Here is a 15,751-nt window from a genome sequence, read left to right as displayed (position 1 = left end):
AAATCACACCCTCAATAATAACAACTCCCATCAACGCTGCAGTGAACTAGGTTGCGGACAAGGTGTTTGCATATTCACTTCACGTCGTATCGAGGAATGCTGATGCTGGGTCGTTCAGGCTGAGCGATAGGGCGCCGGGGCACATCGCACATCTGCAAAACGTAAACTACAGAACCGGATCGTATGCCTTTGATTTAGCCCGCCAGATGCCGCAATGAAGAACCTGGCTCTGGCACCTGGTTGTCCTCATACATGAAAAGGACTAATTGAAGACCTTGGCTTGGAAGGATCGCTGAAGTCGGTGATTTTCTTATTTAGGATCGGTAAAACAACATGATAGATTTAAGTAAACTCCAGCCATTGCGACAAAGCCGCAACTACGAAATTTATCAGCATCCGATGGTTGAGTCCGCGCTACTAAAAGTCAGGATCGATGAACCCGTGCGCAATCACGCGATTCCTCGCTATGCCGAGAGACGCTATGGCAACCTTCGTCAGTGGAACCGTGAAGCGAACGAATACTTGGCTGCGCTGACGCGAGGCTGTCCCGAGATTGAACGCCTTGCACAATTCATGGGATATGCTGCGACATCTCGAGGACCAGCATTGGTCGTAGAAAAGATGACCGGACCGGATGGCGATTTGGCGCCGACACTGGAGTCCGAACGGGCGGCGTTGGGCGATGACTTGTCCGAGCGCAAAAAGTTGCACGGTGAATTCATGAAGCTCATGGACGACCTTGAGCGCGGCCGGATTATCGTGGGTGACCTGAGCTTTGATAACATTGTAAGGGCACAAGAGCGCAATGGAGAACTGGTCGTAATTGATGGCTTAGGTGAAAGGGTTTTGTTTCCGCTGACGCTGGTTTCCGACCTGGCATTCCGCAACTCTATCAAGCGTCGCAGGACACGTATGGGCCGTGCATTTGGTCTGGGCTAAAACAAGCGCTCATCGACAGTGGCGTCTATTCGGCCGCTGTTTATTAGCCACCTGCTGAGTAGACGTTTTCCAAGCTGCATCAAACAAAAACCTGTTGAAACCAATCAATTCGGCTGACCAAACGTTCAAGCCCTCGCGGCGTTAATCAAATCAAAGAATTTTTTTCGAACCTGGCCGAGCTTGCGGTCATTGTAACTGCGAAGCCACCTTCTCAGCGGAATGACCTGCTTTGACCCAAAACTGTCAATCCAAACCCATCGCCCAGATCCATTGGGCCTGGTTTGATAGACAAGATTGCCTGTGTTCTTGTTGCTAATGATGACTCGTTCGTCGGACAGTTGGTCGAAGTGCTTATTTAGATCATTCAAGTGCTGAGGCGTCAGACGATCTTCGGCGATCAATTGACCCAGACTTGGTGAAAGCTGCCCATCCGGATCAGAAATGCGTTCATACACCAAAGCCAGACCCTTGTCTGTCGGTGCGGTGCCGAAAACCCTACAGACAGGCATGGACTCTGGGCTGTCCTGATGGCGGACCATCAGAAAAAAGGCTTCGTCAAACTCACGCATAAAACCCTTGAAAGCGGTCGCTCGGCGAAACGCCCGGTCATACCACTTGTCGGTTACAAGCCTAGAACCAGCAACCATCGTATGCGGCTGCGGAATCTTTAACAGTAACCCCTTGTCAAAGGGGTGTTCATACACGAATTGCCTGTTTCCCTTCGCTATGACGGGACTATTTCCAAGTTCGAGCAGATTGGGGGTTTGTTGGCAGTTCATTTTTTCTGTCTAAGTGGATTCCAGACCAAAGCAAGTCGATAATTCGCCGTTGACTATGTTTCGTTGTCCGCTGAAAGCGACTTGGACCATTACGCTTGAATTACAACTGCTCAGACGCGCTTATCTTTAGTGTTACCGTGAACCAATGGAGTCACTGCTGTATTCATCGTGTGCCATTGATTTCAGTTCAGGGATCTAGGCCTCGACCACGCCGATGATCCGGTCGATCAACGCCACGGCTTGCGCCCGGCCCTAGGGTTGCGAAAACAGCTCTGGCAGGTTTTCCACCGCGCTCTCACGGTTCAGTGTTGCGAAAAGCGAGTGTTCACGAAGCGGAGTCTGTCAGTGTTCAACCGGCAGGCCTGAAAAGGGCAAGCCCTGGGCAAAGTCTTGCGATCACCAATTCACTGTCTCAGAGCGATAGGTGTGGTTGCTGGTCTCCAGCAGGATCAATATCCGTAAAACTGCCCCAGCCAGTTCGTTATGAATATTGCAAAGTTCCCGACGAACGCACAGATCTCGCCATCATTTCATGGGATCAATTGCCTAGACAAATCTTTCTGCGCATAAGAACCTGTGCCCAAACATAAACAGGGAGAAGATTGATGAAACTGATTACTGGCTCAGCTCTGGCCTTGCTTTTCTCAACAACCTCGGTGCTGGCTGCGGGCGACGGGACCTGCGCCAATGGTAAGACCCTCACAGAGGGCACCCTAACAATTGCGACAGGTAATCCGGCCTACTATCCTTGGGTTATGAATGACGCGCCCGAAAGCGGCGAAGGGTTCGAAGCCGCCGTTGCTTATGCCATCGCCGAGAAAATGGGTTTCGGCCAGGACAATGTCACTTGGGTCCGCACCAGTTTTGACGAGGCGATTCAGCCTGGCGCGAAGAACTTTGATTTTAACATGCAGCAATACTCGATTACCCCAGAGCGGGAGGAAATGGTTGACTTCAGCCTGCCATACTACACCTCGGCCATGGCAGTGCTGACCACGCAGAACGTTGTTGATTCCGGTGCCGAAGCGACGTTGGACGGCCTCAAGGCTTTGAAATGGGGGGCTGTTGCCACGACAACTGCAATCCCGATGCTCAACGATGTGATCCGGCCTTCGGGCGAACCGCTGCTTTACAACGACAATGCCGATGTAAACGCTGCCATCATGGCAGGTCAGATTGATGCGGCACTCTATGACTTGCCAACGGCTCTCTACCTGTCGGCGGTCGTGGTCGAAAACGGTGCGCTATTGGGCCAGTTCCCTCCGGGACAATCCGAAAGCCCAGACCAGTTTGGCCTATTGATGGAAGAAGGAAACGCGTTGAAGGAGTGCGTCAACGCCGCCATCACAGAGTTGACCGAAAGCGGCGAGCTTGCGGCGATAGAAGCGAAATGGCTGGCTGAGGCTACGGGCGTTCCGGTCATCGAGTAGATGGAAGAAACGTCATTGCAAGAAGACTCGGTTAAGCACTCTGCCAAGACGCCCACACGTCGCGAAATTTATGAAGCCGAAGTAAGGCGACGCTCAAATCGCATCGCGCTGATCTCAACGGTCAGCGTGGTTCTCTCCATCGTAGTCCTAGTCCCGCTCGCCCCAGGGTGGGAGGCCGTACAGCGCTCGTTCTTCAACGGCAGGGTCTTTGCCGAAACGTTTCCCGGATTGCTCGAAGCCTTTCTTATGAACGTGATGATTTTCGCTTGGTCTGCGCCGCTGATCGCGATCACAGGCCTTGCCATCGCGCTGTGTCGGGACACGCGTACGCCTGCGCTTTTCCCGCTGCGGCTATTCGGCATTGCCTATACTGACATTTTTCGCGGCTTGCCGGTTGTTCTTGTCATCTACATCATCGGATTTGGCGTGCCCGGCTTGGGCCTGCCAAGGCCTTGGAACAGCCCTTATATCTGGGGCACGCTGGCTCTGGTTCTGGTCTATTCGGCCTATGTGGCCGAGGTTATCCGCTCGGGTATTGACTCAATCCACCAGTCGCAACGATCCGCCGCGGCCTCGCTAGGGTTGAGCAATCAGGACACCATGCGCTTTGTTGTCCTGCCGCAGGCCATTCGAAACGTCGTTCCCGCCAATATGAACCTGTTCATTGCCTTGCAGAAGGACGTGGCGCTTTTGTCCTTTATTGGCCCGGTTGAGGTCTTCAGACAGGCAGGCGTATATAAGTCGCTCTATGCCAATTTCACACCTTATGTGGGTGCCGCGCTGATCTTTCTGGCATTGACCATACCTGCTACGCGATATGCGGATTACCTTATGAACAAGCAGAACAGGGCGCGCACATGACGGCGAAGTTATCCTTACGTGGGGTGCGCAAGCGGTTCGATGATCACGAAGTATGCAAAGGCATTGATCTGGATGTGGCTGAGGGCGAGATGGTGTGCCTGATCGGCGCTTCAGGCTCTGGCAAGTCCACACTTCTGCGTTGCATGAACCTTCTTGAACCTGTCGACGATGGGACGATATGGCTGGACGGGAAGGACATTTCTGAGCCGGGGCTGGACCCCCAACCCGTGCGTCAGCAAATCGGCATCGTTTTCCAGAGCTATAACCTCTTTCCTCATATGACAGCTGCAGAGAATGTAATGCTGGCCCCTCGTCGCGTTCGTGGGCTGAGCAGAGAAGACCTGCGCCCGCGTGTGACCCGGCTTTTCACACGTTTTGGACTAGGCAACCGGATGGAGCACTATCCAGACCAACTTTCAGGCGGTCAGCAACAGCGCGTCGCAATCATTCGTGCATTGGCGATGGAGCCGCAGATCATGCTGTTCGACGAAATTACAAGCGCGCTGGACCCTGAGCTGGTTGGCGAGGTTTTGGATGTGCTGAGGGACTTGCGAAAGCAGGGCATGACTATGGTGCTTGCCACCCACGAAATGGGTTTCGCACGGGAATTGGCAGACAAGGTTTGTTTCCTTGATGCCGGCCGCATCTTGGAGCAAGGCCCCCCCGAGGTGCTTTTTTCGCAACCACGCGAACCGCGCACTAAGGCCTTCCTGTCGCGCGTGTTGTGATATCGAATGGTCTTGCGGAGGCATGTAAAGGGAACATGTTCAGTGTGGTAGCCGCAGACCAATTCGATTTTCACCTGCGTTTCCACCCCAAGTCTAACGCGTGATAGGTGGCATCACCTATCTGAATTAATCAGTCCTTATCGCTGCGCCGCGAAGGTAAAGCAACTATTGGGGACTTCGGTTTCAAAACCCTGGTAGAAACAGTTTCGCGCTTGTTTTCTGGTTCCACGATGCCGCGGCCGGTGACCGCAAGCAACGCGACACCGACATGCGGTTTTGTCGGCACCGGTCATTGCCCCTAGTTGCTGTAATAATTGTTGGCATAGCTGCCGTATGAATAGCCATAGTGTTTGGCACTGCGCGCGTTGATCTGGCCCAGAACAAGTCCGGTCAGGCGCTGGTTGTCGGTGTGGAACAGCCGCATGGCCTCGGTAACATCTTGTTCCGAGGTAGCGTTCCACTTAACCGTCAGCAACACCGCATCTGCATTTCGCGCAATCAGGCGAGCGTCAGATACCAACAGCGTCGGCGGCGTATCGATCAAAATGATGTCGTAAATCTTACGCATCTCCTCCAGAAAGAGCCGGAACCGTTCCGAAGCGATTAAGTCCGCTGCATTCGCCGAAGTCTTCTCGCCTGCCAATACGTCGCAACCCAACAGGGGATCATTAAAGATCGCCTCTTGCGCACTTACATCACCTGCCAGAACCGAAACGATCCCCTTCTTCGGCGCCGCCATCAACTGCGCAGTCATGGTCAAGCGGCGGATGTCACCTTCAACCAGCAACACCTTTTTGCCGATGCCGACAAAGTTCTGTGCCAGTGCCATCGAATTTGTCGTCTTGCCTTCCTCTGGCAACGAAGATGTCATCACAACAACCTGCGGAGGACGGTCAACATTGGACAACATCAGCGACGTGCGTAAGTTGCGTACTGCCTCAGCAGTGGCGGAAGAAGGCTTGCTGACCAGATATTCCAGAACATTGCGACGCCCGCGCACGGGGAATACCGGGATTTGACCCAAAACACTGTATCCGGTCTTACGTTCCAACTCGTGCGCCGAGCGATAGCCCTTGCGCCTTGTCTCGTTCAGCAAAACGATGGCGGCACCGAGAACAACGCCAATAATGGCTGAGAAAGCAAGGATCAGTGATTTCTGCGGTTCCGAAGGATCGCTGGGGACCACAGCGCGGGACAGTTGACGGCTGTCCGCTTTCTGAATTCCTTCCTGGGCTGCGGTCTCTTTCAGGCGTGCCAGGAAATATTCATACAGCAACCGGACCGCTTCTGCCTCGCGTCCCAGCTGCTGCAGCATGATCAAGTCAGCATTTTGTAGCGCGATACGTTCGCCCAGCTCTTTAGATGATTGCGTCAAAGCCTGAACTTGCTGGGTCGCGCGCCTCACTTCAAGTTCTGAGCGCGCAAGCAGGCGCGCAAAAGCGGTATCGAAGGCGGCTTCACCTGTGTTGGATTCGTTGATCTGCGAGAATAAACGTTTCAACTGCGGGTCTTGACTGGCTTCGACCTGGGCAGCACGGGTATCAGCGGAATCAAGTGCTTCATATCGCGCCTGAGCAGTATCTCGGCTAGCTTCAGCCGAGATGCGGCGTTCGCGAATATCCTTAAGCTGAACTTCCTGCAGCTGAAGCGCCTCGGGCGAGATCAACGCTGTCGTTGCATTGAATTCATTGAACTGCGCTTCGGCAGTTTCCAACTCAACCTGCAACTCAGCCACACGCTCAGTCAGCCACGCGGTGGCCTGTTCGGTGGCTTCGAATTTCACTTCGATTTGGTTCAGGACGTAAAGCTCAACAATAGTGTCTGCTATCAAGGCTGATTTGCGCGCCTGTTCGGTCTCGACCGTGACCGTGAAGACCAAACTTTGCCGCACGTTGCTCACTGAAACCTTTCGGAGCAAGGCCGAAATCACACCGTCCCGAGTTTGCTGCTCGGCCAGATCCGCATGGATCTGTTCACGCCCATCTCCGAGCCCCATAACGGATTTGACAAACTGCTTTACCGCGTCTAGCGCAGATACTGGTTGAAGCGCGGTGTTAAACTCGGGGTCCGATACAAGATCCAGCTTGTCTACAACCTTGCCCATCAGGCCACGCGATTGAAGAACTTGAAGTTCTGAATTGACCTCAACCGTGTCTCCGGCCAATCCGCCCACTACACTTTGCAGATCAACAACGCTGGCTTGTTCGGTTTCCAAAATGACAACTGCCGTGGACCGGTACAGCGGATCAGAGGCTATAAAAGCGTAGTACGCGCCGCACACAATTGCAGCTGCGGTGCATAGAGCAATAATCCACTTATCGCGCCAGAATATTCCCGCCAATTCACCAAGGTTGATCGTGTTTTCTTCCGACGTGTCACTTATCGGGGAACGGCCGGATATACCCACCGCATCGTGTATCGGAGTCTGCTTCATTTCGAGCTAAAAGTCCCTGATGTCAAATGTTCGCAAAGCGCGCGCGTTTTCGCTCTCTATATCTCTGCGAAGCATAAATAAAGGTGCCAAAACGCTTTACATCCCACCCTTACAAACATGGCTGAAACTGACGTCTGGGGGATGCAGAATTTAGGCTTCTCGTCCTTCAACACAGGGCGAAAGGATCACAGTGCAGCCGTCCAAACCCTGTAACGCCCCTGCCCTGTTACCTCTCGGATCAGACCCCGGCTCATGAAGCGGTCGATATTGCGTTGCACCGCAGCACGAGAGGCTTGCGTCAAGTCTTCGGCAAGTGGTGCAGACACCATGGGCCATGCGGTCAGCGCGTCAATCAAACGCGGTGGTGTGCGTCCACTCAAGTCACTTGTCGCCTCGCGGGCGCGCTGATCCCAGGCACTGACACGGTCCAGATGCAACAAAGCGGCCAGGATCGCCTGCCCCACCCCCCTGATCCAGGCCGATAGTTTTTCCTGCGGCTCACCAACACCCCGCAGCGCACCCGGACCCGATAGCGCCAGTGGCATGAAGAATGCCCCACCCCGGCCCATCGACGCGGCATGACGGGCCGCAATGATCGCGGCTTCGGTGTCCTGGCCTACACCTTCCGACAGGGCGCGCCAGGCGTGAAAGCCAACAGCGGCTTGTGTAACAGGATGCAGGCCTTCCGCGTTTTGCATAACCTCGGCCAGATCGGCGACAGCCTCTGGAGTCTCTTCGATGCCTTGTGCCATGCGATCTAGAAATGCAGTCAGGCCATTGGCCCAGCCGCCGTCGGCCGGTCCCGCCCCAGAAGTCAGACGGCGCACGGCCCAGCCTGCCCGGAACATAGCCTGGACATCATCGCCGGTCGCACCGATCCGCAACCCAACCCAGAGAGCAAGCCGGTCGACACCAATTCGATCCCCGGTCCACCAGCCCAAATCCGACACATCCATCAGCGCCAGTCGGTGTCCCCACCCGGTCGGCCCTGCGCGCAAACGTTCGTCCAGCGCTCCGAACGTGACTGCCAGTTCGGCCAATTCACAAGACAAATCGGCCTGCGCCGCGCGCCAATCCCTTGGATCGAACAACAGGCGACGATCAACCACCGGACCAGGCGGCAAAAATTCGTCCGACGCCATACCTTCATCCGGTGGGAGGAACCAAAGATCATCATCCTCGGACGGGTCGGTATCATAGATGCTGGGTGGGCCGACTGAATCGTCGTCCTCGTCCGGGTCCGGCATCACAGGTTTCATTGTCATGACCGCTATATTTCGGACATTTCGCGGGGTTCACAAGACGTATTCCGCCCTGACCGCGGTCAACCCGCGAATGTTGTGGTCAGAATGTCCAGTTGCGGCTCCAGATCGGTCTGTTCACTGCTGCCGATCAGCATATAGCCGTATCCATCTTGCGCCCATGTCGCTGTCGCGACGCCACTTATCGCCGCAAGTTTGACATCCTTCGCCGGAGCGCCCTCGCCCTGCCGGATCACGCAAAACGCCAAAGGCTGACCCTGACTATCCGAAAAAACGACCTGAATCAGAGGCTTTCCCTTAAACGACAAAACCTGAGCGCGTTTCAACTCCAACCCGGGCAAAGCCTCAAGCGCGCCCTGGTTCAGAGACCGGCCGAGCTGTTCTTCGGCCTGTGCGAACTGCGCATTAAGCGTAACCGGAGAATTGTCCAGAGACGCAATCGTGTCGGGCGAATAAAGCGACTGATAGATCGCCGCCTGCTCGGCCCATCCCATTGGCTCGGGGCGTGTGGCCCAGAATGTTGCAGATACAGCCACGACCGCCACTGACGCAGCAACTGCCATCATTCGCCATAGACCGCCCGAGGTATTGGCCGTATCAACCGGGGCCGTTTCCGGCAATTCAATCTGCGGTGCATCAGTAGGAATATTTTCGAACACCGACTGAACCACCGGTGCCAGCGGGTCCAGCGTCATCAGGCGCTGTTCCAGCGCAAGATCGGTTTCAATCGCCGCTTCGATAGCGGCGGCATCGGCCGCATCCGCATTGCCTTCCAGATACGCCTTTAGCGTTTCGTCGGAAAACTTCATTTGCCACTCCGTCGAACGGCGTCTGCCGCATCATGCTGCATCACGTTTTTCAGTTTCTGCCGGGCGTTGGACAGCCGGCTCATGATAGTCCCGATTGGCACTTCCAGCAACGCGGCGGCTTCGCGGTAGCTGTATCCTTCAACGAACACAAGCATAACTGTCTCCCGCTGCGCTTCTGGCAGCTGCATCACTTGTGTAAACACCTCAGCGGCGAAAATATTCGTTTCTGAATCCGGTCCGGCCGAAATTAATTCGGCTTCGGGTGTAACGGACAGCGCCTGCGCTTTACGCACCGAACGTGCCCGAACCTCATTCAGCCAGATGGAACGGCAGATCGTCATCAGCCAACTGTCCAGCCGATCATACGATGTGACCTGATGATGACGCTCCAACGCGCGCAAACACGTCGATTGCAATAAATCATCGGCAACATCCGACGCTCCCGAAAGTGCAAGACCAAACCGCCAGACCCGTTTGGAATGCGTCTGGATTGCGCCGCGCACGGCCTGTTCGGAGGAAATATCGGGACTCATCGAATAAATCGCGACCTGTGTGTGTTTGTCATTCACGGACCGGGCCCGCGAGGTCAGGACTGACATAACCCGAGGAGGAAAGAAATGAAACTTCTGTTGAAGGCAGTCACGATTGCGTCGGCAATTGTTGCAACCCCGGTTCTGGCGCAAACTTGGACTCTGGACCCTGAAGGCTCGCATCTGGCCTATGGTTCGATCAAAAAAGACACCGTGGGTGAGGTGAACTCTTTTACAGGTATCTCCGGTCAGGTCGGATCCGACGGGAAAGCCGATATTAAAATTGACCTGTCATCGGTGGAAACCAATATCGACGTTCGCAATGAACGGATGATCGAATACGTGTTCCAAAAGGCGGGTACGGCATCACTAACGGCACAGTTCGACATGGCAGAGCTATCGGCCCTGAGCGTTGGTGAAACCACGACTGTCGACGTCGAGGCGATGCTTTCGCTGGCAGGCGCAGATGTTGAATTCGATACCGAGATGTTTGTGGCGCGCTTGTCTGAAACTGCAGTCATGGTTTCAACAAATGACATGGTGTTCATAAGCACAGAGGACGCAGGCGTGGATGCAGGCATAGACAAGCTGATGGAGTTGGCCGACCTGCCGGGTATCACCCGGACCGTACCTGTCACAGCACGCCTGATTTTCAATCTGGACGACAAAAAAGCCGAAGCTGAACCCGCTGCTGCGGTAGCAACCGCAGCCGTTTCAGTTGAGGGTGATGTCAAAGCTGGCAAGAAAGTCTTTCGCAAATGCAGTGCATGCCACAAGCTGGACGAAGACCGTCATACAGTGGGGCCGTCGCTTTACGGCATAATCGGTGCTACGGCCGGTCAGGCCGAAGGATTTAGGTTCTCAAAACAACTGCAAGAGTCCGGTATCGTCTGGACACCGGAAACCCTGACCACCTTTTTGGCGGATCCTAAGGGCGCAGTTCCAGGCAACAAGATGCAATTTCGCGGCTTGAAAAAGGAAGCCGATATCCTGAATGTCATTGCCTATTTGCGAGCCGAAACACAGGGATGAACCTGATCCCCGAGCAAAAGCGGGTTCCCTTTACGCGCACTGCCGCGTTATCCCTTGTCTCATCTCAGACAAGGGAGACGCAGCATGGGCGACATGGTTGAACTGACATTGGATGATATCCGGAACCTTAGCCTGTCCATCTTGGCCAAATCAGGATTTGGTCCGGAACATGCGGCAGCAATTGCCGATACGTTGACAACTTGTCAGGTCGACGATTGCCAATCTCATGGGCTGTTTCGCCTGTTCATGTGCAACGACACCATGAAAGCGGGCAAGATTGACGGGCATGTGACCCCAGTCGTTGCGCCGTCCGACAATGCCATTGTTCGCGTCGACGCGCGGGGGGGGATGTCGTTGCTGGCGTTCCGCGAAGCGTTGCCTGTACTAATCGAAAAGACCCGCACCCACGGTATCGCGGCAATGGCAATCAACAGATGTTTTCACTTTTCGGCGCTCTGGCCCGAGGTGGAACAATTATCCTCCGAAGGTCTGGCTGCCATGGCGATGGTGCCCAGCCACAGCTGGGTCGCACCAGCCGGAGGAACACGGGGTAGTTTGGGTACGAACCCCTTGGCATTCAGCTGGCCGCGTTTGGGAAAAGATCCATTCACGTTTGATTTTGCAACCAGCGCCTTTGCCCGCGGTGAGATTGAACTTTATCGCCGGGCGGGGAAACCCCTGCCCGAAGGCGTCGCCATAGACAAATATGGAAATCCGACCACTGATCCGCAGACCGCGATGGAGGGCGCGATGCTCACCTTCGGCAGTTACAAGGGCTCGGCCTTGTCGATCATGATCGAGTTGTTGGCCGGTCCTTTGATCGACGACCTGACCAGCCTGGAAAGCATGGAATTTGCGGAAGGCCAAGGCGGAGCGCCCTATCATGGCGAGGTCATTCTGGCGTTTGACCCCGCACAGTTCAGCGGTGGTCGTGCCGCAGCAAATAATGAGCGCGCCGAACGCTTGTTTGACGACATCGTCGATCAAGGCGCGCGTCTGCCGTCGCAAAGACGTTTCGAGGCGCGAGCGCGCAACACGACCCGCGGTTACGTTGAGATCGCAAAATCCCTGCGCGACGATTTGCTGGTTTTGGCCGAACAGCCTTAACGACTTCGATCTTCTCTTTCCCTTGGCGGTGCGGCTGGCTAAGAAGTTCGTCCCAAGTGAATTCAGGAGGCCCCTTTGGACCGCATCGCCCGCACCATCGCCACCGAAATCAACGCCCGTCCCGAACAGGTCGGTGCAGCGGTCAAATTGTTGGACGAAGGGGCCACGGTTCCGTTCGTGGCGCGGTACCGCAAAGAGGCGACGGGTGGGTTGGATGACACGCAGCTTCGAACTCTGTCGGAGCGCCTGACTTATTTGCGCGAATTGGAAGCGCGGCGCGAGACCATCCTGAGCTCGATCAAGGATCAGGGCAAGTTGACGGATGATCTGACGAAATCCATTGCACGAGCGGACACCAAAGCGCAATTGGAAGACATCTACCTGCCCTACAAACCCAAGCGTCGCACCAAAGCGATGATCGCACGCGAAAACGGCTTAGAGCCTCTTGCCGACGCAATTCTGCAAGACCGTTCAGCTGATCCCGAAGGGCTGGCAAAAAGTTACATCGGCGATGCGGTTCCCACGACAAAAGATGCGTTGAATGGCGCGCGGGACATAATCACTGAACGGCTGACCGAAAACGCCGCACTCCTGGGTGAATTGCGCGGCTTCATGCAGCGCGAGGCGTTGCTGTCCGCAAAAGTGATCGAGGGAAAACAGCAAGAGGGTGCAAAGTTCAGTGACTACTTCGATCACTCGGAGCTTTGGTCAAAGACCCCATCGCATCGCGCGCTGGCAATGTTGCGGGCATCGAAAGAGGGTATCGTAACGCTGGACATCGCCCCCGAACCCGAGGCTGGCGCTGCTCGCGCCGAAGCCATGGTGGCCGCTCATCTTCAAACGCGCAGCGATGCGCCGGGCGACAAATGGCTGCGAAAGGTTGCCGGCTGGACCTGGCGGGTAAAGCTGTCCCTTTCAATGATGGTCGAACTGATGTCCGAATTGCGCAGCCGCGCCCAGGACGAGGCAATTCTTGTTTTCTCTCGCAATCTCAAGGACTTACTGTTCTCAGCCCCTGCCGGAGCACGAGCCACATTGGGCTTGGACCCAGGGATTCGCACAGGCGTTAAAGCCGCTGTTGTTGATGGCACGGGAAAGGTGATTGCGACGGACACCCTGCACCCATTCCAACCCAAAAATGATTTGCGCGGATCACAGGCGGCGATCCTGAACCTGATCTCAACTCACAAGATTGAACTCATCGCAATCGGCAACGGCACGGCGAGCCGCGAAACCGAAAAAATGGTTGCTGACACCCTGAAGCTGTTACCGAAAACCGTCAAAGCCCCAACCAAGGTTGTAGTTTCCGAGGCCGGAGCTTCGGTCTATTCGGCATCAGAATTAGCGGCGCGTGAATTCCCGGATCTGGATGTATCGCTGCGGGGCGCTGTTTCGATTGCCCGGCGCTTACAGGATCCTTTGGCAGAGCTGGTAAAGATCGAACCGAAGTCCATCGGCGTCGGACAATACCAGCACGATGTTGACCAGCATCGCCTGTCACAGTCGCTGGCGTCGGTGATTGAGGATGTGGTGAATGCTGTGGGCGTAGATCTGAACACGGCTTCTGCCCCCCTCCTCTCACATGTTTCAGGTCTTGGGCCCGGGCTTGCAGAAGCCATTGTCACGCATCGTGATCTGAACGGGGCATTCCAGTCCCGCAGTCAGTTGCTGAGTGTCGCGCGCCTTGGACCGCGCGCTTACGAGCAATGCGCAGGCTTTTTGCGAATTCGGGACGGTGTGGAGCCTTTGGATGCGTCCTCGGTGCATCCAGAAGCCTACGATGTTGCGAAACGGATCGTATCCGCCTGTGGCCGGGATATCCGCCAAATCATGGGACATGATGGAGCGTTGAAGGGACTGCGTGTCGAACAGTTTGTGGATGAAGATTTTGGTCTTCCGACTGTACGGGACATTTTCTCAGAGTTGGAAAAGCCTGGTCGTGATCCACGCCCCAGTTTTGTTACTGCATCATTTACCGATGGGGTCGAAGAGATAACTGATCTGAAACCCGGAATGGCGCTGGAGGGGACGGTCACCAACGTCGCCGCGTTCGGCGCCTTTGTCGATGTCGGCGTTCATCAGGACGGCCTTGTCCATGTCAGTCAGCTTGCAGATCGATTTGTTAAAGACCCGCACGAGGTTGTAAAAACGGGTCAGGTGGTTAAGGTTACAGTTGTCGAGGTGGACGCGCAGCGCAAGCGCATTGGCCTCACCATGCGTAGGGATGGCGGGGCTTCGTCGCGTCAAAGAGACGTTGCTAAGGGCTCAGACAAACACTCCCGCCGCGCAAAAGAAAATAAAGCGCAATACGCAAAATCCAGCAATAATGCGCATCACAGCGCGCTTGGTGACGCTCTAAAATCAGCGTTAAAAAGACAGTAGTCTAATAAGGGCTATTCTGAGTCACCGATTATGTAAATGCGTCTGGTTCCAGTTCCTCCCAGAATTCAAAAATCTTTGTAGCGTTCAAGCCTGATCGCCACCCGTGAGCTCGGAAATGTTCTCGGTCGAGATCATTATCCAGGCCCGACAAGAACAATCGCTTGTCGGCGTCGCGTTGCGTTGGGTTTCGCCGCGAAACCAACTCCTCGACAATTTCCAACCGCCGTGCACGTTTGGTCCGCTCTGCAGCCCTCGCTTCATATTCCTTGTCCTGTAGCTCCAGTTCGGCAGCTCTGCGTTTTGCAGCTTCGATAACCGCTGGTTCAGGATCAACTGGCATTTCTTTTTCCGACACCTGATAATTGTCCCTCAAGGCAGCGGACAGAAAACCCAGGGTCGACTTTACGCCATCCTTTCCCTTGACGTAGTTCAGCTTTTCCCGAACGTAGTCCTCGCCATGCTCGGATATCCACTGACGCGCCAACCTGTCAGATACGCCCTGCTTACGCAGTGTTTTGTAAATCGTCAGATTGCGAACGCCATCTTCGTCATCAATCTCGAACATAGCTTTTTGCGGGTTCCCCTTAATCAAGAACCTAATGTCTGTGACTGTGCGTCCCTTTTTTTGAAACTCCGGCTCAATGAGAATGTCTGAGCTTTTATTCACTTCAGCGACGGCTGGTTTGATGATCTTGGCGTTAAGATGTTTGAAGCTACCATAATAGTCACTCCCGTCGACGCCCATAAGCTTTCTGAAGACGTCCAACGCCAACCACCCCGTCGAACCTGTCCGCACAAACCGATAGCAGTTCTCATATAGCGCTAAGCCGTGCCCAGAACTGAAATTTCGTTGGATCTGAACATTTATCAGGGCATAAATTTTCGGATCATAAAGCTTCTGTGCTAGAGCTGGTGAGTAGGCATATTCGCAAATACCATTTTTAAGCTTTGCAAAACTCAACAAGGACGAAACACCCCATTCTTGGCGCCCCTGCTCGTCCAACATATCCCATTCAGCAACCGTTTCGGCCAACGCACGCAGGCTTGCTCGCAAGGTGTCAAAGTCGTTTGAGTTGTAACCGACCATCATCGCCAGCGTTCGAGCGTCAATGGTATGGGTTTGCGCGGACGTCAATGCATCATACGCGTTCAGCAGCAACACGTTCGACAACTTGCGTTGTAGCAGTGTCAACTTGCCGCTGATGTGAATCGCCGCGACGTTCTTCTTTACGGTCTCACGGCGCAACGCGCCTGTGAGGCTATCCATATCTGTCTGTGTATCCGGCATGATTCTGCCTGGCTGCTCGTTTGCTTATTGATTGCATGATAGGTACCTGCGTTGCAATCAAATTTGGGTGCCCAAATACAGGATGGGTGCAATCCCGTGAACGGGTACCTTTCTAAACGGGCCCCAGAGTTATCCACAGAAACGCGTGATCTGAGATTCTTTCGAAGCGA

The 15,751-nt window shown here is 54.7% G+C and carries 13 protein-coding genes; 7 read left to right on the top strand and 6 right to left on the bottom strand.

Annotated features, from left to right (window positions below; all coding sequences use genetic code 11):
• The first annotated feature begins 333 nt into the window (after positions 1-333).
• The gene (locus tag GOW92_RS11625; protein ID WP_170560743.1) at positions 334-939 is read left to right on the top strand and encodes a YrbL family protein; all 606 of its coding nucleotides are present in this window, start codon (positions 334-336) and stop codon (positions 937-939) included.
• Positions 940-1,064: 125 nt separating this feature from the next.
• Here GOW92_RS11625 and GOW92_RS11620 read toward each other — a convergent pair whose 3' ends face one another.
• Entirely contained in the window at positions 1,065-1,718 is a 654-nt protein-coding gene (locus GOW92_RS11620; RefSeq protein ID WP_170560742.1) for a YrbL family protein, read from the bottom strand.
• 602 nt (positions 1,719-2,320) lie between these two features.
• Here GOW92_RS11620 and GOW92_RS11615 point away from each other — a divergent pair.
• Genes GOW92_RS11615 through GOW92_RS11605 form a run of 3 tightly spaced genes read left to right on the top strand, consistent with a single transcriptional unit; the run spans position 2,321 to position 4,737 of the window.
• Positions 2,321-3,148, top strand: coding sequence for an ABC transporter substrate-binding protein (locus GOW92_RS11615; RefSeq protein ID WP_170560741.1), 828 nt, complete (start codon positions 2,321-2,323; stop codon positions 3,146-3,148).
• On the top strand, positions 3,149-4,009 hold the full coding sequence (locus GOW92_RS11610) for an amino acid ABC transporter permease (protein WP_170560740.1): 861 nt from the start codon (positions 3,149-3,151) through the stop codon (positions 4,007-4,009). It begins immediately after the preceding gene.
• Complete coding sequence (locus tag GOW92_RS11605) at positions 4,006-4,737, top strand: amino acid ABC transporter ATP-binding protein (protein WP_170560739.1); 732 nt, start codon at positions 4,006-4,008, stop codon at positions 4,735-4,737. The genes GOW92_RS11610 and GOW92_RS11605 overlap by 4 nt, the downstream gene beginning before the upstream one ends.
• 298 nt (positions 4,738-5,035) lie before the next feature.
• On the opposite strand, the gene GOW92_RS11600 is transcribed toward GOW92_RS11605, so the two are convergent.
• From GOW92_RS11600 to GOW92_RS11585, 4 genes are all read right to left on the bottom strand, one after another.
• Positions 5,036-7,171: a GumC family protein gene (locus GOW92_RS11600; RefSeq protein WP_170560738.1), complete on the bottom strand. Its 2,136-nt coding sequence runs from the start codon at positions 7,169-7,171 to the stop codon at positions 5,036-5,038.
• Between the two features lie 185 nt (positions 7,172-7,356).
• A complete protein-coding gene (locus tag GOW92_RS11595) occupies positions 7,357-8,436 on the bottom strand; it encodes a helix-turn-helix domain-containing protein (RefSeq protein ID WP_170560737.1) in 1,080 nt (359 codons plus the stop codon).
• Between the two features lie 59 nt (positions 8,437-8,495).
• Entirely contained in the window at positions 8,496-9,242 is a 747-nt protein-coding gene (locus GOW92_RS11590) for a hypothetical protein (RefSeq protein ID WP_170560736.1), read from the bottom strand.
• Complete coding sequence (locus tag GOW92_RS11585) at positions 9,239-9,811, bottom strand: RNA polymerase sigma factor (RefSeq protein WP_368040277.1); 573 nt, start codon at positions 9,809-9,811, stop codon at positions 9,239-9,241. The genes GOW92_RS11590 and GOW92_RS11585 overlap by 4 nt, the downstream gene beginning before the upstream one ends.
• A gap of 48 nt (positions 9,812-9,859) precedes the next feature.
• Between GOW92_RS11585 and GOW92_RS11580 the strand changes: the two genes are divergently transcribed.
• The 3 genes from GOW92_RS11580 to GOW92_RS11570 all read left to right on the top strand — a co-directional run bounded on the left by GOW92_RS11580 (position 9,860) and on the right by GOW92_RS11570 (position 14,293).
• A complete protein-coding gene (locus GOW92_RS11580; protein ID WP_170560735.1) occupies positions 9,860-10,804 on the top strand; it encodes a c-type cytochrome in 945 nt (314 codons plus the stop codon).
• Between the two features lie 84 nt (positions 10,805-10,888).
• The gene (locus GOW92_RS11575) at positions 10,889-11,911 is read left to right on the top strand and encodes an Ldh family oxidoreductase (RefSeq protein WP_170560734.1); all 1,023 of its coding nucleotides are present in this window, start codon (positions 10,889-10,891) and stop codon (positions 11,909-11,911) included.
• Positions 11,912-11,986: 75 nt separating this feature from the next.
• Positions 11,987-14,293, top strand: coding sequence for a Tex family protein (locus GOW92_RS11570; RefSeq protein ID WP_170560733.1), 2,307 nt, complete (start codon positions 11,987-11,989; stop codon positions 14,291-14,293).
• A gap of 28 nt (positions 14,294-14,321) precedes the next feature.
• Here GOW92_RS11570 and GOW92_RS11565 read toward each other — a convergent pair whose 3' ends face one another.
• Positions 14,322-15,581 carry a replication initiation protein gene (locus GOW92_RS11565; protein WP_170560732.1) on the bottom strand — a complete coding sequence of 420 codons (1,260 nt, stop codon included), beginning with the start codon at positions 15,579-15,581 and terminating at the stop codon, positions 14,322-14,324.
• Between the last annotated feature and the right edge of the window lie 170 nt (positions 15,582-15,751).

This window comes from Ruegeria atlantica (genome assembly GCF_013032505.1).
GTDB classification, from domain to species: domain Bacteria; phylum Pseudomonadota; class Alphaproteobacteria; order Rhodobacterales; family Rhodobacteraceae; genus Ruegeria; species Ruegeria atlantica_F.
Note: the sequence above shows the minus strand (reverse complement) of the source record. Positions and strands in the feature narration are given on the sequence as shown.